The sequence below is a fragment of the Thiocystis violascens DSM 198 genome (assembly GCF_000227745.2).
Taxonomy (GTDB): Bacteria; Pseudomonadota; Gammaproteobacteria; order Chromatiales; family Chromatiaceae; genus Chromatium; species Chromatium violascens.
Genome location: NC_018012.1, coordinates 2068926 through 2087500, shown reverse-complemented (window position 1 = coordinate 2087500; position 18575 = coordinate 2068926). Strand labels below are relative to the sequence as shown.

At 62.7% G+C, this 18575-nt stretch carries 10 protein-coding genes and 2 rRNA genes (1 of these 12 only partly in view); 9 read left to right on the top strand and 3 right to left on the bottom strand.

Translation table 11 applies throughout. The features are described from left to right. A 23S ribosomal RNA gene (locus THIVI_RS09235) occupies window positions 1–2364 on the top strand; it begins 528 nt to the left of the window's first position. Window positions 2365–2451: 87 nt separating this feature from the next. Further along, a 5S ribosomal RNA gene (gene rrf, locus THIVI_RS09230) occupies window positions 2452–2567 on the top strand. Window positions 2568–2753: 186 nt separating this feature from the next. On the opposite strand, the gene ilvD is transcribed toward rrf, so the two are convergent. Next, a complete protein-coding gene (ilvD, locus tag THIVI_RS09225) occupies window positions 2754–4607 on the bottom strand; it encodes a dihydroxy-acid dehydratase (protein WP_014778331.1) in 1854 nt (617 codons plus the stop codon). 82 nt (window positions 4608–4689) lie between these two features. Between ilvD and THIVI_RS09220 the strand changes: the two genes are divergently transcribed. After that, window positions 4690–5352, top strand: a complete 663-nt coding sequence (locus THIVI_RS09220; RefSeq protein ID WP_014778330.1) for a thiol:disulfide interchange protein DsbA/DsbL — start codon at window positions 4690–4692, stop codon at window positions 5350–5352. Window positions 5353–5394: 42 nt separating this feature from the next. Here THIVI_RS09220 and ppsA read toward each other — a convergent pair whose 3' ends face one another. Next, window positions 5395–7770 carry a phosphoenolpyruvate synthase gene (ppsA, locus tag THIVI_RS09215; protein ID WP_014778329.1) on the bottom strand — a complete coding sequence of 792 codons (2376 nt, stop codon included), beginning with the start codon at window positions 7768–7770 and terminating at the stop codon, window positions 5395–5397. 586 nt (window positions 7771–8356) lie between these two features. Between ppsA and THIVI_RS24255 the strand changes: the two genes are divergently transcribed. The 6 genes from THIVI_RS24255 to THIVI_RS09185 all read left to right on the top strand — a co-directional run bounded on the left by THIVI_RS24255 (window position 8357) and on the right by THIVI_RS09185 (window position 17180). Beyond that, window positions 8357–9724 carry a hypothetical protein gene (locus THIVI_RS24255; protein WP_014778328.1) on the top strand — a complete coding sequence of 456 codons (1368 nt, stop codon included), beginning with the start codon at window positions 8357–8359 and terminating at the stop codon, window positions 9722–9724. A 261-nt stretch (window positions 9725–9985) separates the two neighbouring features. Beyond that, entirely contained in the window at window positions 9986–11494 is a 1509-nt protein-coding gene (locus tag THIVI_RS09205) for a bifunctional metallophosphatase/5'-nucleotidase (protein ID WP_245537410.1), read from the top strand. A gap of 13 nt (window positions 11495–11507) precedes the next feature. Beyond that, window positions 11508–11903 (top strand): hypothetical protein, encoded by a 396-nt coding sequence (locus THIVI_RS09200; RefSeq protein WP_157174416.1) that lies wholly within the window; start codon window positions 11508–11510, stop codon window positions 11901–11903. Between the two features lie 103 nt (window positions 11904–12006). Next, window positions 12007–13305: an efflux RND transporter periplasmic adaptor subunit gene (locus tag THIVI_RS09195; RefSeq protein WP_014778325.1), complete on the top strand. Its 1299-nt coding sequence runs from the start codon at window positions 12007–12009 to the stop codon at window positions 13303–13305. Between the two features lie 84 nt (window positions 13306–13389). After that, entirely contained in the window at window positions 13390–16704 is a 3315-nt protein-coding gene (locus THIVI_RS09190; protein ID WP_014778324.1) for an efflux RND transporter permease subunit, read from the top strand. Window positions 16705–16814: 110 nt separating this feature from the next. Continuing rightward, window positions 16815–17180 carry a hypothetical protein gene (locus THIVI_RS09185; RefSeq protein WP_014778323.1) on the top strand — a complete coding sequence of 122 codons (366 nt, stop codon included), beginning with the start codon at window positions 16815–16817 and terminating at the stop codon, window positions 17178–17180. Window positions 17181–17429: 249 nt separating this feature from the next. Here the strand turns inward: THIVI_RS09185 and THIVI_RS09180 are convergent, their stop codons facing one another. Then, entirely contained in the window at window positions 17430–18566 is a 1137-nt protein-coding gene (locus THIVI_RS09180) for an esterase/lipase family protein (protein WP_014778322.1), read from the bottom strand. Window positions 18567–18575 lie beyond the last annotated feature (9 nt).

The following is an 18575-nucleotide window of genomic DNA, read 5'->3' as shown; positions in this document are numbered from 1 at the left end:
AGCCCCGCAAGGGGTGACTGCGTACCTTTTGTATAATGGGTCAGCGACTTACTTCTCAGTGGCAAGCTTAACCGACTAGGGGAGGCGTAGCGAAAGCGAGTCTGAATAGGGCGTTCAGTCGCTGGGAGTAGACCCGAAACCGGGCGATCTACCCATGGCCAGGGTGAAGGTGGGGTAACACCCACTGGAGGCCCGAACCGGGATCTGTTGAAAAAGATTCGGATGAGCTGTGGGTCGGAGTGAAAGGCTAATCAAGCTCGGAGATAGCTGGTTCTCCCCGAAAGCTATTTAGGTAGCGCCTCGCGAGTTCACTGCCGGGGGTAGAGCACTGTGTCGGCTAGGGGGCCATCCCGGCTTACCAACCCGATGCAAACTCCGAATACCGGCAAGTGCCATCGCGGGAGACAGACGGCGGGTGCTAACGTCCGTCGTCAAAAGGGCAACAACCCAGACCGCCAGCTAAGGTCCCTAAATCATGGCTCAGTGGGAAACGATGTGGGAAGGCCCAGACAGCCAGGAGGTTGGCTTAGAAGCAGCCATCCTTTAAAGAAAGCGTAATAGCTCACTGGTCGAGTCGGCCTGCGCGGAAGATGTACCGGGGCTCAAGCCATGTACCGAAGCTGCGGATGCCAGGCAACTGGCATGGTAGGGGAGCGTTCCGTACGCCGTCGAAGGTGTGCTGTAAGGCATGCTGGAGGTATCGGAAGTGCGAATGCTGACATAAGTAACGACAAGGGGGGTGAGAGTCCCCCCCGCCGAAAGCCCAAGGTTTCCTGCGCAACGTTCATCGGCGCAGGGTGAGTCGGCCCCTAAGGTGAGGCGGAAACGCGTAATCGATGGGAAGCCGGTTAAAATTCCGGCACCAGGCACGACTGCGATGAGGGGACGGAGAAGGCTAGGTCATCCGGGCGTTGGTTGTCCCGGTTCAAGCGTGTAGGCAGAGGGTTTAGGCAAATCCGGACCCTTAATGCCGAGGCGTGACGACGAGTGCCCACGGGCACGAAGTGATCGATGCCACGCTTCCAAGAAAAGCCTCTAAGCTTCAGGTCGTGCGTGACCGTACCCCAAACCGACACAGGTGGGCAGGGTGAGAATCCCCAGGCGCTTGAGAGAACTCGGGTGAAGGAACTAGGCAAAATAGTACCGTAACTTCGGGAGAAGGTACGCCCCAAGTACGTGAAGCCCCTTGCGGGCGGAGCCGAACGGGGTTGCAGTGACCAGGCCGCTGCGACTGTTTATTAAAAACACAGCACTCTGCCAACACGAAAGTGGACGTATAGGGTGTGACGCCTGCCCGGTGCCGGAAGGTTAATTGATGGGGTTATCCGCAAGGAGAAGCTCTTGATCGAAGCCCCGGTAAACGGCGGCCGTAACTATAACGGTCCTAAGGTAGCGAAATTCCTTGTCGGGTAAGTTCCGACCTGCACGAATGGCGTAACGATGGCGGCGCTGTCTCCACCCGAGACTCAGTGAAATTGAATTCTCGGTTAAGATGCCGAGTTCCCGCGGCTAGACGGAAAGACCCCGTGAACCTTTACTATAGCTTTGCACTGGACGTTGAACCGACTTGTGTAGGATAGGTGGGAGGCTGTGAACTTGGGACGCCAGTTCCGAGGGAGCCATCCTTGAAATACCACCCTGGTCTGTTTGACGTTCTAACCTCGCTCCGTCATCCGGAGCAGGGACCGTGCATGGTGGGTAGTTTGACTGGGGCGGTCTCCTCCCAAAGCGTAACGGAGGAGCACGAAGGTACCCTAATCCCGGTCGGAAATCGGGAGTTTAGTGCAAAGGCATAAGGGTGCTTGACTGCGAGACAGACACGTCGAGCAGGTACGAAAGTAGGTCTTAGTGATCCGGTGGTTCTGTATGGAAGGGCCATCGCTCAACGGATAAAAGGTACTCCGGGGATAACAGGCTGATACCGCCCAAGAGTTCATATCGACGGCGGTGTTTGGCACCTCGATGTCGGCTCATCACATCCTGGGGCTGAAGTCGGTCCCAAGGGTATGGCTGTTCGCCATTTAAAGTGGTACGCGAGCTGGGTTTAGAACGTCGTGAGACAGTTCGGTCCCTATCTGCCGTGGGCGTTGGAGACTTGAGGGAAGCTGCTCCTAGTACGAGAGGACCGGAGTGGACGAACCCCTGGTGTTCCGGTTGTCACGCCAGTGGCATTGCCGGGTAGCTACGTTCGGACGGGATAACCGCTGAAAGCATCTAAGCGGGAAGCCCCTCCCAAGATGAGGTCTCCCTAGGCACTCGATGCCTCTGAAGGTCCGTCGAAGACTACGACGTGGATAGGCGGGATGTGGAAGTCCAGTAATGGATGGAGCTAACCCGTACTAATTGACCGTGCGGCTTGACCATATAACACCCAAGCGCGTTGGGTCCGGATTCACAACGATCACGCCAAGTTTCGATGGCCCCGCCCCGGCGGACGCCGTCAACGCTTTCCCTGGCGGCCATAGACCACTGGAACCACCTGATCCCTTCCCGAACTCAGACGTGAAACGGTGGCTCGCCGATGCTAGTGTGGGGCCTCCCCATGCGAACGTAGGTCACCGCCAGGGCCCTCTCCCCAACGCCCCCGTCCTCAAAAAGGTCGGGGGCGTTGCTTTGCGCGCGAAAAATGCTGTCCGCGCCGTTCGGGCGACACGCCCCTGCCAAAAGCCTTGACGCGGTCAAACCCCATCGCCCGCCGCAGACCCGCCAGTCGCCCGCAAGCGGGCGCCTACATCACAATCGAGAACAATCGATCAGACGGTCTTGAGCTGCGAAACATCTCGAACCGCGCCATGCGCGGCGCTGGTCGTCAGCGCGGCATACGCCTTCAAGGCCGATGAAATCTCGCGTCGGCGCTCAAGCGGTTTCCAGGCGTCCACCCCTTCCACCTCCATGGCGGCGCGACGTTGCGCGAGCATAGCCTCCGGAACCGCAACCTCTATGCGACGCGCAGGGATATCGATCTTGATGAGATCGCCCTCCCGCACCAACCCGATCAGACCGCCTTCGGCGGCCTCCGGTGAGACATGTCCGATGGATAATCCAGAAGTGCCGCCCGAAAAACGGCCATCGGTGATCAGGGCGCACGCCTTGCCAAGTCCCTTGGATTTGAGGTAACTGGTTGGATAGAGCATCTCCTGCATGCCCGGACCGCCTTTTGGTCCTTCGTAGCGAATCACGACGACATCGCCCGGTTTGATCTGGTCGGTCAGGATGGCCGTCACGGCATCTTCCTGACTCTCGAAAATCCGTGCTGGGCCGCTGAAGGTGAGGTTTGTTGCATCCACGCCCGCTGTTTTGACGATACAGCCATCCTTGGCCAGGTTGCCGAACAGAATAGCGAGACCGCCGTCGCGGCTGTAGGCGTGTTCCAGATCCCGGATACAGCCATTCGCTCGATCCAGATCCAGATCGGGCCACAAGGCGTTCTGACTGAATGCGACCTGTGTCGGGATGCCGCCGGGAGCCGCCAGATAGCGTTGACGCGCCTGTTCTTCATGGCTATGCGCCACATCCCACTGCGCGATTGCTTCGCCCAAGGTGCTGCTGTGCACGGTCCGACAATCGCGGTGGAGCAGTCCAGCACGATCCAGTTCCCCAAGGATGCCGATTACGCCGCCGGCCCTGTGCACATCTTCCATGTGGTACTTCTGCGTGGATGGCGCGACCTTGCACAGATTTGGCACCTTGCGGCTCAGACGGTCGATGTCTGTCATGGTGAAGTTCACCTCGCCTTCATGGGCCGCGGCGAGCAGATGCAGAACCGTGTTGGTGGAACCGCCCATGGCGATATCCAGGCTCATCGCATTTTCAAAGGCATCAAAGGTCGCGATCGAGCGCGGAAGGACACTGGCATCGTCCTGCTCGTAGTAGCGTCGCGCCAGTTCGACGATCAGTCGTCCGGCCTCCAAAAACAGATCCTTGCGACTGGCATGCGTGGCCAGCAGCGAACCGTTGCCTGGAAGACTGAGACCCAAGGCTTCGGTCAGACAGTTCATGGAGTTGGCCGTGAACATGCCGGAACAGGAACCGCAGGTGGGGCAGGCGGATCGCTCCAGTTGCGCCACGGTCTCGTCGGTTTCATTGGGATTGGCGCCGGCGATCATGGCGTCGACCAGATCGAGATGATGCTCGCCATCGGCGCGCAAAACCTTGCCCGCCTCCATTGGGCCTCCCGACACAAAGACGGCCGGAATATTGAGACGCAGCGCGGCCATCAGCATGCCGGGGGTGATCTTATCGCAGTTGGAAATACAGACGAGTGCGTCCGCGCAATGCGCGTTGGCCATATATTCCACGGAATCGGCGATGATTTCCCGCGACGGCAGCGAATAGAGCATCCCCTGATGACCCATGGCGATGCCGTCATCCACCGCGATGGTATTGAATTCCTTGGCCACGCCGCCGGCGGCCTCGATTTCGCGCGCGACCAGTTGTCCCAAGTCCTTGAGATGGACATGGCCAGGAACAAACTGCGTAAACGAGTTCACTACCGCGATGATCGGTTTCTCGAAGTCCGCGTCCGTCATGCCGGTCGCGCGCCAGAGTGCGCGGGCGCCGGCCATGTTGCGGCCATGGGTCGTGGTGCGTGAGCGATATTGGGGCATATAAGATGACCTGAATGCTTGGAATGAAACCATCCGAAGTATACTCGGGGCCTTGTTGAAATTTCTGTCCTGGAGATTCCCGATGCTGTTGAGCCGTCGCCGTTTCAATCGATCCCTCTTGAGCGCCTTAGGGGGCGTCCTGGGTGCATCCCTGTTATCGCCCGCGTTGGCGGATCTGCTCGAAGGCCGCGACTGGCGTCTCATCGATCCACCTCAGCCCAGCGATATGCCGGGGAAAATCGAGGTACTGGAATTCTTTTCCTATGGCTGTCCGCATTGCAGCGATCTCAACCTCATCGTCAATCCCTGGTCGACACAACTGCCCGCGGACGTGTCCTTTCGCCGAGTGCCCGTGAGCTTCGGTCGCGCCGCCTGGTCGAGTCTGGCTCGGTTCTACTATGCGCTGGAGAGTACTGGCGACCTGGAGCGGCTGGATCAGTCCGTTTTCGATGCACTGCATAAGCAGAAGCTTCGGCTTTTCACGAAACCCGCGATCCTGGATTGGGTGGTCGAACAGGGCGTGGATTCAAAGGCATTCTCGGACGCCTTCGATTCCTTCGATGTCCAGACCAAGCTGAGTCGGAGCGATTATCTGGTCGGCCGCTATCGCATCGACGCTGTGCCGACGATCACGGTCGCTGGGCGCTATGCCGTGCTTGGACGCGAGGTGAAGGCATTGCCTGAATTGCTGACCATTGCCGACGGACTCATTGCCAAAGCGCGCGCCGAAGGCATCGGCGGCTGATGTCCGGACAGAAAAAATCCCCCAGCGGGGGATTTTTGATGGTCAGAGCGTCTTGGCCTGTTCGGCCAGATAGATCCAGGTATCAATCACCGTATCCGGATTCAGCGAGATACTGCTGATCCCCTCCCTCAACAGCCAGTCCGCGAAGTCCTTATGATCGGACGGCCCCTGTCCGCAGATGCCGACATACTTGCCCTGCGCGCGACAGGCCGCGATGGCCATCGACAGCATCTTCTTCACCGCCGGATCGCGCTCGTCGAAACTCTCGGCGACCAGGCTGGAATCGCGGTCGAGTCCGAGCGTGAGCTGGGTCATGTCGTTGGAGCCGATCGAGAAGCCGTCGAAATACTCCAGGAACTCATCCGCCAGCACGGCATTGGACGGCAGTTCGCACATCATGATCAGACGCAGCCCGTCCTTGCCGCGCTCCAGTCCCTGAGCCGCGAGCGCTTCGACGACCGCCTTGGCCTGGCCGAGGGTGCGCACGAAGGGAATCATGATCTCGACATTGGTTAGGCCCATGTCGTTGCGCACCCGCTTGAGCGCCTCGCATTCCAGCTCGAAGCAGTCCTTGAAGGCATCCGCGACATAGCGACCGGCGCCGCGGAAGCCGATCATGGGGTTCTCTTCCTCCGGCTCGTAACGCTTGCCGCCGATCAGATTGGCGTATTCGTTGGACTTAAAGTCCGACATGCGCACGATCACGGTGTTGGGCGCAAAAGCGGCGGCCAGGGTCGAGATGCCCTCGGCCAGCTTGGCGATATAGAACTCGCGCGGGCTGGCATAGGCGGCGATGCGCGGGGCGATTTGCGCCTTCAGCTCGGCGGGCAGGTGGTCGAATTCCAGCAACGCCTTGGGATGGATGCCGATCATGTTGTTGATGATGAACTCCAGCCGCGCCAGACCGATGCCGGCATTCGGCGTGGCCGAGAAGGCGAAGGCACGGTCCGGGTTGCCCACGTTCATCATGATCTTGACCGGAATCTCCGGCATGGCCGTGAGTTCGATGGTCTTATAGTCGAACGCCAGATTGCCGTCGTAAATGTAACCGGTATCGCCTTCGGCGCAACTCACCGTGACCTGCTGGCCTTCCTTAACCACCTCGGTGGCGTTGTTACAGCCCACGACCGCCGGGACGCCCAGTTCGCGGGCGATGATCGCCGCGTGACAGGTGCGCCCGCCGCGATTGGTGACGATCGCCGCCGCGCGCTTCATGATCGGCTCCCAATCGGGATCGGTCATGTCGGTGATGAGTACGTCGCCCGGTTGGACCCGGTTCATGTCGGCGATGCTCGCGACGACCCGCGCGGTGCCGGCGCCGATGCGGCTGCCGATACTGCGACCGCTGGTCATCACCGGCCCTTTCTCGCGCAGCACATAGCGCTCGATGATGTTGCCCGAGCGGCTCTGGACCGTCTCGGGACGGGCCTGCACCACGTAGAGCTTGCCGTCGGTGCCGTCCTTGGCCCACTCGATGTCCATCGGACGGCCGTAATGCTGCTCGATCTGCATCGCCTGTTTGGCCAGTTCCTGGACTTCGGCGTCGCTGATGCTGAACAGCGGGCGATCAGCCTCCGGCACCGGCTCGGTGCGGACCGGAGAGGCGGCGCCTTCCTCGGCGTAGACCATGCGGATCGCCTTGTCGCCGACCGTGCGGCGCAGGATGGCGGGGCGTCCGGCGGCCAACGTCGGCTTGTGGACGTAGAATTCGTCCGGATTCACCGCGCCCTGCACCACCATCTCGCCCAGACCATAGCTGGAGGTGATGAAAACCGCATCGCGGAAACCGGATTCGGTATCGAGCGTAAACATGACGCCGGAGGCGGCAAGATCGCTGCGCACCATGCGCTGGATGCCGGCCGAGAGCGCGACATTACGGTGCTCGAAGCCCTGATGGACGCGGTAGGAGATGGCGCGGTCGTTGAACAGCGAGGCGAAGACTTCCCGGATCCGGTGCTTGATGTGGTCGATGCCGTGGACGTTGAGGAAGGTCTCCTGTTGTCCGGCAAAGGAGGCGTCCGGCAGATCCTCGGCGGTCGCCGAGGAGCGCACGGCCCAGGAGACGTCATCGGTTCCGGCCTCGGCGGTCAGCTTGGCATACGCCGTGTCGATGGCGGTTTCCAGCGCGGCGGGGAAGGGCTGCTCCATGATCCAGCCGCGGATCCGTGGGCCAGCCTCGGCCAGCGCCGCGAGATCGTCGACATCGAGCGCGTCGAGAACGCTCTGAATCCGCTCGTCGAGACCGTCCTTGGCCAGGAATTCGCGGTAGGCGTCGGCCGTGGTCGCGAAACCGCCCGGCACCTGGACCCCGAGATGGGTCAGGTTCTGGATCATCTCGCCCAGCGAGGCGTTCTTGCCTCCCACCACGGGCACATCGTCCATTCCGAGGTCGCTCAGCCAGCGGACGTAATCGGTCATCGTGTTTGTTCTCCGGTCTTTTCAGTAGAATACTTGAGGGACGCTCGGCAGGACGCCTGAGGCGTTGCAGGGCAAGGTCGATTCGACCGAGGCTTCGTGTAGGATTCAGATTCGACCGCGGCATAGCGCGGGCCTGGAGAGACGAAGCCCCGAAACAACGCGTCAATATAACGCACCAGGGAATCGCCCGTCCCCGGACTGCATCAATCTTGAGGATTTAATAACCCGTGATCATGGATGGGGAATCTCGGGATTCGATGCCGAACTCGGAATGCGGACATCTTCCATCTCGGTCCTGGCGTGACCGTCACGACAAGCCATGCCCTATTTAGAACAGGGATGAATTGTGTTAGCTTTCCAGCCCGGCAGCATCCTTTTCGCCTTGACGCGATGCATCCGCATCGAAACATCACGAACAGCTCCCAACTTGCTTGCTCATCGCGTCATCGCTCTGCGCGATAGGTCGAGCAAGCTGAAGTTAAGACATGACTTGAGCGAAGGCATTCGTTCAGGCAGCCTGGATGGACTTAACCTGTCAGCTCTCAAAATTCATTAGACTCGACATCCGAATAAGAGGATCAGACCGATGAGTGAAATCGTACCCGGACTCGCGCAAGCACGAGCCATGCTGGGGAACATCGATAGCAGCAAGATGATCGTTGGTGGCGTGAGCGTGCTGGTTGTCCTGGGGGCAATCTACGCCATCTCCTCGGATCGACTTGCCGGCGACCAGGTTCCACTCAATTCTAAGCAGATGTCCGCGAATCTCGCGCGGGTCGGGAGCGTTACCCTCGTTCAGCCGCCGGCTCCGCCGCCGGTTGTAGAACCCGCTCCCGTCGCCGAGGTTCCGGTCGATGCCGCCTCGCCTGAGCCGCAGGCGAGCGAGCCCGCCCCTGAGCCCGCGCCTGTTGCTAAACCGGCGGTGGCGCCCACGCCGCATGCGAAACCGATGCGTATCGAGCAGCCCGGCGTGAGTCATTTCGCGCCCTTACGCCCTGCCAGCAAAACGAGCCAGGAGGCAGTTGTCGCGCCGATTGAATCCGCTCCTGTCGCCACGGAGACTCCGGTCGAGCCAGTGGCAGCCGAAGCGGTCCCGGCGGTTGAGACGGTCGAGCCAGTGGCAACCGAGGCGGCCCCGGCGACTGAGACGGTCGAGCCAGTGGCGGCCGAGGCGATGCCGGCGGTTGAGGCGGTCGCGGCCGAGGCGGCTCCGGCGGTTGAGACGGTCGAGCCAGTGGTGACTGAGGCGGCCCCGGCGGTTGAGACAGTCGAGCCAGTGGCAGCCGAGGCGGCCCCGGCGACTGAGACGGTCGAGCCAGTGGCGGCCGAGGCGATGCCGGCGGTTGAGGCGGTCGAGCCAGTGGCAACCGAGGCGGCCCCGGCGACTGAGACGGTCGAGCCAGTGGCGGCCGAGGCGATGCCGGCGGTTGAGGCGGTCGAGCCAGTGGCAACCGAGGCTGCCCCGGCGACTGAGCCAGTCGCGGCTGAGGCGATCCCGGCGGTTGAGACGGTCGAGCCAGTGGCAACCGAGGCGGCCCCGGCGGTTGAGGCGGTCGAGCCAGTGGCAACCGAGGCGGCCCCGGCGGTTGAGGCGGTCGAGCCAGTGGTGACTGAGGCGGCCCCGGCGGTTGAGGCGGTCGAGCCAGTGTCGGCCGAGGCGGCCCCGGCGGTTGAGACGGTCGAGCCAGTCGCGACTGAGGCGGTCCCGGCGACTGAGACGGTTGAGTCAGTGTCGGCCGAGGCGCCCCCGGCGGTCGAGACTGCCGAGCCAGTCGCGACCGAGGCTGTCGAGCCAGCGGCTATCGAGAGCCCCCCTGTCGTTGCCGAACCTGAATCCGCGCAGCCCGTCGAGATCGCGCCTGCCCCGATTCCGGCTCCAGTCGCCGCGCCCGCGGCACGGCCTCAGCCACAGTGGATGATGCATATGGCTCCGCTGCGCGCGCCTCAGAAATAAGGTGATTTCCTGAAAAGCGCATACCCACGTTCGTGGTGACATTGCATCCGTTCGTGGTGAGCCCTGAGCCCTTCGGCTTCGCTCAGGACAGGCTTGCCGAAGGATCGAAGCCTGTCATGAGCTTGTCGAATGGGACGAACGGAAAATCGGTAAAGTCTTTCCCGTAAATCACCTCATTCAAATGGAGATCGCGCCGCCGTCGGCCGCGCGATCCCAAAACGCATTGGCGCCTCTGCTGATATGTTCGTCCCGACAGTTCGCTTGACCCGACTCCTGGCTTGTCTGCTGAGCCTACTCATCCATGGCGTGGCCGATGCGGATTGCCGAACCGGCGCAACCGTCACCCTCCTGCATTTCAACGACTTCCACGGTCAACTGGAACCCGATACCGACGCGGCCTCCGCCACGGGTCATCCCGTGGGCCTCGGCGGTCTTGCGCGACTGGCGGCAACCGTGGCGCGGGTGCGCGCGGAGAATCCCGACCGCCCCGTGCTCCTCCTGTTCGCTGGCGACCTGCTTCAGGGCACGGTCAGCTCCAGTCTGTTCCTCGGCATCCCAGACGTCATCCTGTTCAACCGCATGGGCGTGGATGCCGCCGTCATGGGCAACCATGAGTTCGACTATGGTCAGGATGTCTTCCGGCGCTTGGCCGGGCAGGCGGATTTCCCCTTTCTGTCGGCCAATATTCAGACCCATCCAGAGCCCTTGCCGGTCCAGCCGTCCCTGGTGATCGACAGGCCGGATAGTCCGACCGTTGCCCTGCTGGGACTGACCACCCCGGAGCTGACGACGGCGACCCATCCGCGCAATGCGGTCGGTGTGAGCGTGGAGGATCCGGTGACCGTCGCCCGACGGCTCGTGCCTGAGTTGCGCGAACAGGCCGATCTGGTAGTCGTCCTGTCGCATCTCGGGCTGACCGACGACCGGCGGTTGGCGCAGGCGATTCCGGAGATCGATCTGATCGTCGGCGGTCACAATCACTTTGTCCTGGAACAACCGGTGCTGGAAGGCGACGTTGTGATCGTGCAGGCCGGCGAGCGCGGTCATTGGCTCGGCCGCCTGGATCTGGCCTGTCGGGAGGGGCGTCTGGAGCGCACCGCCTACCGTCTTCTGCCCATGGATGCCAGCGTCCCCGAAGATCCCGAGATGGCGACCGAGGTCGCGCGCATCGTCGCGGAGGCGGAGTCTGGACTGGCCGAGGAGATCGGGATGGCGGCCGTGGATTTGAGCGCCCGGCGCGAGGACATTCGCCGTGGCGAGGCCGTCTTCGGCAATCTGATGGCGGATCTGGCGCGCGAAGTCACGCTTGCGGATGTCGCGCTGTTCAATGCCGGTGGCTTCCGGGCGAGCATTCCGGCTGGACCCGTGACGCTCAAGCAGGTCTATCAAGCCTTTCCCTTCCGTAACGAACTGGTCGTGGGACAACTCACCGGGGCGCAATTGATCGCGGCACTGCAACGGAGCGCCGCGTTCGATCCCGAGGACAATCCCGGCGGATTGCTTCAGGTCTCCGGTCTGCGCTATGTCATCGCGGATCGGCGGCTGGCGTCGGCCAGCCTGCAGGATGGCCCTATCGATCCCGAGCGGCTTTATCAGGTCGTCATGCCCGATTTCCTGGCCGCGGGCGGCGATGGCTATGCGATGCTCACCGAGATGACGGCTCCGGTGATGACCGGGCGCCTGATTTCGGACCTGCTGATCGACGCCATTCGTCACGGCAAGACCATTGCGCCCGTGCTGGATGGGCGGATTCGGCGGGGTTCGCCTTGACGGTGCGGGCGGCTTGCAGCTGCCTGCATCCATCACCATCTTCCCTCGTATGCACGTCTCCAGCCAAACCGCCAGATGGATCGTTCTGCTCTGCCTGCTGACCTTTCAAGCTCAGGTGATGGCGGGTATTTGGCTCGACTGCAAGAATTCCAATCCGACCTCCGACGTTGCCGATTGCCCGATGCACGCCCTAGACCGGAGCGTTGATGTCGCGTTCGATGGCGAGCAGCTACTCAAATGCGCCAAGTGCGCGCTGGCGGTCGCCTTCGGCGTGATCCACGGTCTGCCGTCCGCCACGGTTGTTCGGATGCTCCCCGCCGGCTCCGACCGGCATGCGAATCCCGCCAGTGTCGATTACTGTTTTTTCCCCGACCGAGCCGCTCGACCTCCTGACCCGTCGACCGTCTGAGCCCCGCTGACGTCCGTCAGCCTGTTCGGCGCGCGCGATTGCGTCGCGCTAGTTTCCATTGCTCGAAACGGCGCCTGCTGTCGCGGCGACGGAGGTCATCGTCATGCTCGATCTTTCCATTTCCCTGCGTCCCGTCCCGTTCCTGGCGGTCCTGCTCTCGATCCTGTTGTTACCGGCCTGCGGCAGGGAGTCGCCGACACGCGCCACGCCCAGCGAAACCTTGTCCGAGACCCTGGAGGACACGCCCCTGGAGCATGCGGCCAAGCACCAGGATCCGACCTATGTCTGCCCCATGCACCCGCAAATCCTTCGGGATGCGCCGGGCACCTGTCCGATCTGCGGCATGAACCTGGTGGAAAAGCGGCAGGATCCGCTGACGGACGACACGTCAGAGGGTCGACCACAGGTCCGACTCGACGCGGCGGTCGTGCAAAATTTGGGTGTGCGGACCGCGCGTGTCGAGCGCGGCACCCTTTGGAAGTACATCCGTACCCTTGGCCGGGTGGACTATGACGAGACTCGTCTGGCGCACCTGCATCCCCGTGCGGATGGCTTCATCCAGGGGCTCGTCGTGCGGTCTGAGGGCGAACCGGTCCGTCAGGGTCAGGAGCTAGCGCAACTCTATGCGCCGGACATTCTCTCGGCCCAGGTCGATTTCCTTCAGGCGCTGGCCCCGCAGCCGGCGGGCGTGGCGCAGGTCAAGACGGACAAGGCGCGCAACATTCTGCGTCTGCTGGAGGTTCCTGAGCCCGTCATCGGCGACATCGAACGGCGTCGCGAGATCCGCCAGACGATCCCCGTTCTGGCTCCGATCGATGGCGTGGTGACCGAGATGGTGGCGCGTGAAGGCATGTACGTCACCGCCGCCAGCGCCATGTTCACCATCGCGGACCTGAGCCGGGTCTGGGTGCTGGCGGACATCTTCGAGCATCAGATCGACTGGCTCGCACCCGGACTGACGGCGGAGATCCGGCTGCCGGCGCGACCCGGTCAAACCTGGACAGGCAAGGTGGACTATCTCTATCCGTCACTGGATCCGAAAAGCCGCACGTTGCGGGCGCGGCTGGTCTTCGAGAATCCCGAACTGGCACTCAAGCCCAGCATGTTCGCCAACGTCGTCATCTATGGGGGACCCCGGCGCGGGGTGCTGAAGATCCCATCCGAGGCGCTGATCGTGACCGGCGAGCGCGCGAGCGTGGTCAAGGCGTTCGGGGAGGGACGGTTTCAGCCCATTGATGTGGTGGCCGGCATGCAGTCCAGCGGGGAGGTCGAGATCCTGTCGGGGTTGGACGAGGGCGATGAGATCGTCGTCTCCGGTCAATTCCTCATCGACTCCGAGTCCACCTTGAGAAATGCCGGTCGGGGGGCTTCCATGGTGCTGGGAGGCGATCATGTGCATTGAGTTTTATGCTGCGTTGGCGCTTGGCATTTCCCATGATGAAAATCATCAGAGACGTTCATTCATGATTTTTCAGGGAGAAAAATCATGAAATGGGTGATTCTCTGGTCGCTACGAAATCGCTTTCTGGTGTTGCTGGCGGCGATTCTGCTCACTGCTTGGGGTCTGGTGTCCGTCAAACAGACCCCATTGGATGCCATCCCTGACCTGTCGGATGTGCAGGTCATCGTGCGCACGGCCTTTCCGGGTCAGTCGCCCCAGGTGGTCGAGGAGCAGGTCACCTATCCCATCACCACCACCATGCTGGCGGTGCCGGGGGCCAAGGTGGTGCGCGGTTACAGCTTCTTTGGGGATAGCTTCGTTTATATCCTCTTCGACGATGGCACCGATCTCTACTGGGCGCGCTCGCGGGTGCTGGAGTATCTGAGTCAGGCGGCATCCAGTCTCCCAGAAGGTGTCCAACCGCGACTGGGACCGGATGCCACCGGGGTCGGCTGGGTCTACAGCTATGCCTTGGTGGATCGCACCGGACAGCATGACCTGTCGCAGTTGCGTGGTCTTCAGGACTGGTTCCTCAAGTTCGAGTTGCAGGCGGTGCCCGGCGTCGCCGAGGTCGCGACCGTGGGCGGCATGGTCCGTCAATATCAGATTGTGATCGATCCCGAAAAACTGCGCGCCCATGGCATCCCGCTGTCGCGGGTCGCGGAGGCGGTGCGCGGCGCCAATCAGGAGGTCGGCGGCTCGGTGATCGAACTGGCCGAAGCCGAATACATGATCCGCACCCGCGGTTATCTGACCGGGTTGGCGGACATCGAAACCATCCCGGTGGACCTGACCGAGAGCGGAACGCCGATCCTGCTGCGCGATCTGGCGCGGGTTCAAATCGGCCCGGAGATGCGCCGCGCGGTCGCCGATCTGGACGGGGAGGGCGAGGTCACCGGCGGCATCATCGTGATGCGTTCCGGCGAGAACGCGCTGACGACCATCGCGGCGGTCAAAGCAAAACTCGACACGCTCAAGGCCGGGCTGCCCGAGGGCGTCGAGATTGTCGAGACCTATGACCGCTCGGAACTCATCCTGTCGGCGGTGGATAACCTCCGCGACAAGCTGATCGAGGAGTTCGTCGTTGTCGCGCTGGTCTGTCTGGTCTTTCTCTTCCATCTGCGCTCGGCCTTCGTCGCGGTCATCAGTCTGCCGCTCGGTGTGCTCGTGGCCTTTATCGTCATGAATGCACAGGGTATCAACGCCAACATCATGTCGCTTGGCGGCATCGCCATCGCCATCGGGGCCATGGTCGACGCCGCCATCGTCATGGTCGAGAACGCCCACAAACATCTGGAGCGCGCCGGCCCCGATCTGACCCGAGCCCGGCATTGGGAGGTGATCGGCCAGGCCGCGACCGAGGTCGGTCCGGCGCTGTTTTTTTCGCTGCTCATCGTCACCCTGAGCTTCATGCCGGTCTTCACCCTGGAAGCACAGGAGGGACGACTGTTCGCGCCGCTGGCGTTCACTAAAACCTATGCCATGGCCGCCGCCGCAGGTCTGGCGGTCACCTTGGTGCCGGTCTTGATGGGCTATCTGATCCGGGGGCGCATCCCGCGCGAGTCGTCCAATCCGCTGAGCCGGGCGCTCATCGGGGTCTATCGGCCGCTGCTCGTCCGGGTGCTGAAATGGCCACGGACGACCATCGCCCTGTCCGTCCTTCTCCTCTTCAGCACGCTGATTCCGCTGGCGGGGATCGGCGGGGTTCTGGCCCCCCTGAAATGGCCGTTCCAGGCCGTGGGGCTGGTCGTGGAGACTGGACCGCATCGGGCCGCGCTCGCCCAGATCGAATCCTGGCAGGCGGGGCTTGCCAACGGTTGGCGCGAAACCTTCCGCGCGGTCCCGGTACTGAAGGACTGGCACACTGGCCTGGGCTCCGAGTTCATGCCCGAACTCGACGAAGGCGATCTGATGTACATGCCGACGACCTTGCCGGGAATTTCCATTGGCAAGGCACGCGAACTCCTGCAACAGACCGACCGCCTGATCGCCAGTCTGCCCGAGGTTGAGCGGGTCTTCGGCAAGGTCGGACGCGCCGAGACCGCCACCGACCCGGCCCCGCTGAGCATGATCGAGACCCTGATCCAGCTCAAACCGCGCGACCAATGGCGCCCCGGTCTGACACTCGACGACCTGATCGCCGAGCTGGATGCGTTGGTCGATTTCCCCGGCGTCACCAACGCCTGGGTGATGCCGATCAAGACCCGCATCGATATGCTGGCCACCGGCATCAAGACGCCGGTCGGGATCAAGATCGCCGGGCCGGATCTGGCCGAGCTCGATCGTCTGGGTCAGGCCGTCGAGCGGGCGGTGATGCGGGTCGAGGGAACCGCCTCGGCCTATTCCGAGCGGATCGCCGGCGGGCGCTATATCGAGATCCGGCCCGACCGACTCGCCGCCGCGCGGGTCGGGCTCAACATCGACGACCTCAACCGGATCGTCGCCCTGGGTCTGGGCGGGGCCGCCATCACCCAGACCGTCGAAGGGCTGGAGCGCTATCCGGTCAATCTCCGCTTCCCCCGCGAACGGCGCGACGACATCGAGAAGCTGCGCGAGCTACCCATCGTCACGCCCACCGGCGCCCAGGTCGCGCTGGGGCAGGTCGCGGAGGTCGTGATCGTCGACGGTCCGGACATGCTCCGGAGCGAAAATGCCCGGCTCAATGGCTGGACCTTCGTCGATCTCCGGGGTCGGGATCTCGGGAGCTATGTCGCCGAGGCGCAAGCCGTGGTGCGCGACCGGGTGCCGCTGCCGCCCGGCTATTCCATCACTTGGTCGGGGCAGTTTGAATACCTGTTGCGCGCCCAGGAGCGGCTGGCGCAGGTGGTGCCAGTCACCCTGGCGGTCATTCTGATTCTGCTCTATCTCACCTTCCGTTCCACCGCCGAGGCGCTCCTGGTCATGCTATCGCTGCCCTTCGCGCTGGTCGGCGGCGTCTGGCTGATCGACCTGCTAGGCTACAACCTCTCGGTCGCGGTCGTCGTCGGCTTCATCGCGCTCGCCGGCGTCGCCGCCGAGTTCGGGGTCATCATGCTGGTCTATCTGGATCAGGCGGTGAAACAGCGCCAGGAGGAAGGGCGGCTCGGGTCGGCGGACGATCTCGCGAACGCCATCATCGAGGGCGCCGTCCTGCGCATCCGCCCCAAGGCCATGACGGTCGCCACCATCTTCGCCGGGCTGCTGCCGATCATGCTCGTGGCCGGGGTCGGGTCCGAGGTCATGCGCCGCATCGCCGCGCCCATGGTTGGCGGCATGATCACCGCGCCACTGTTGAGCCTGTTTGTCATCCCGGCGATCTATTTGTTGTGGCGACGGCGGGAGGTGGGGGAGGGTGACGGCTTCACGGTGCCCGCCGGGTAGTGCTGTCTCTGACGCGGGTCAACGAGCGGTTTCGCGCCCAACGGCCTTGTCGGATCGGGCCGCGATCCGCTAGAGTCCTTGTATTCAGTGGTTTGAGAGAGGAAACACGTATGGCCTTGGCCCAGGAAGATATTGCCTTCATCAAGGCCCACCTCGGCGAATGGCTAGCCGAGCAGAGCCTCGGCAAGCCGCCGGTGGTCTATGAGATCGAATTGCGCGAGCGCATGGTGCGGGTGGAGGAAGAACTCAAGCACCAGCGCGAGTTGATGCGCCAGGGCTTCGAGCAGATGGATAAGCGCTTCGAGCAGGTGGATAAGCGCTTCGAGGCTATGCAGGCGAGCATGGACAAACGCTTCGAGCAAATGGACAAGCGTTTCGACGAGATGCTCAAGCGTCACGACCAGCAGTTTTTTTGGCTGGTCGGGTTTATCGCGACCGGAGTGGGGCTGGTCATCGCCGCCCTGCGGTATCTATAAGTGGCGCAGGCGCGCGGTGCGATCGACAAAACCGCAAATCACCCCAGCCGCTGCCCGCTCGCGGGATCGAACAGACAAAGGTCGTCCAGTGACAGGGCGAGGCGAATGCGCGTGCCAACCCTCGGCGGCGCTGCCGCATTTGCGCCGCCGGCCTGGGTGGAGGCCAACCCGGAAAATTCAGGTCGTTGATGGCACAATGCCACACCATCTTCCATGGATATTACGTGGTCGAATCAAGACCGCCTCGCCTTACTGCTCTTCTGCGTCATCCAGACGATCCGTCTCCCGTGGAGTTTCTTGGCGGTTCACCTGGGGGGTGGGCTGCACGGACGTTTCCCGCTGATCGCCCCATTCCTCCAGGATGCCTAACATCGGTGCGATCGCGGGCGGTTGAGGCTCGTTCGGCAGGAATCGCATGAGCATGCCGCGATGCGATGCCGGAACCAGGATCGGCGGCGGGGCCTCCGGGAGGTCGAGCGAGGTGAGCGAAACGACGCCGTCGCCGAGCCCCTCGCCGATGTCCGACCACCAGGACGCGAACCTGTCCTTCAGGTCGGCGGCGGGCAAATCTTTAGAGAGCGCTGTGACGCTGTCCGACATCCACGGCGGCGCTTCGAGTAGAACGCCGCCGATCAGCCTGATCGGAACCGCTTCAGGCCAGGCCATGGCGTTCAAGGCCGTCAGATATTCGCTGCCCGGCCGCAAATCGATTTTCGCCTCGCCCGTGCCATCGCGCAGGGCGGCGAAGAGCGAGAAGCGGCGGTCTTCTTCCGCAATCCATTGATCGCGAAGTTCGAGCCAGATCCGCAGCCGCGCCCATTCCGATCCGTGATTCGGGGTGCCGACCAGAATGGCGCCGCGAATGGGCGCGCCCGCGACTCGTGAGGTTACCCCGACCGGATGCCGCCAGCGCGAGACGAATTCCCGGATGACCAGCCCGCCCATGCTGTGTCCAATCAGAATGGCAGGGCGGTCCGCAGGCAGAGCGGGCCAATGTTCCGCCAGGTATTGAGCGCTACGATCGATGCCCTGATCGTTCGGATAGCGGAACTCCCAGACCTCGAAACCGGCGGCGTCCAGAACCGGGAAGAGGTCGTGCCAAATGCTCCCCGGTTCGTCCAGGCCATGCACGAGGACGATGCGCGGCCTCCCGGTCGAGCCCTCGCCGATGCGTGGCTCCAGACCGTGCCAGCCGTCATTGTCCGGGCTCATGGCTTGCGGGAACCAGTCGTGAAGCCGGTCGTGGACGAGGACGCGAAGCTGCCGCTCTTCGCGCGGGTGCGCTTCGGTCCAGCAGGTCCAGATCAGGACAGCGATGAGGGAGCCGAGGAATGCCAGCAGCAGAGGGCGATGCCAGCGGGATTTTGGATTGGTGCGAGATACCATCAAGTGAAA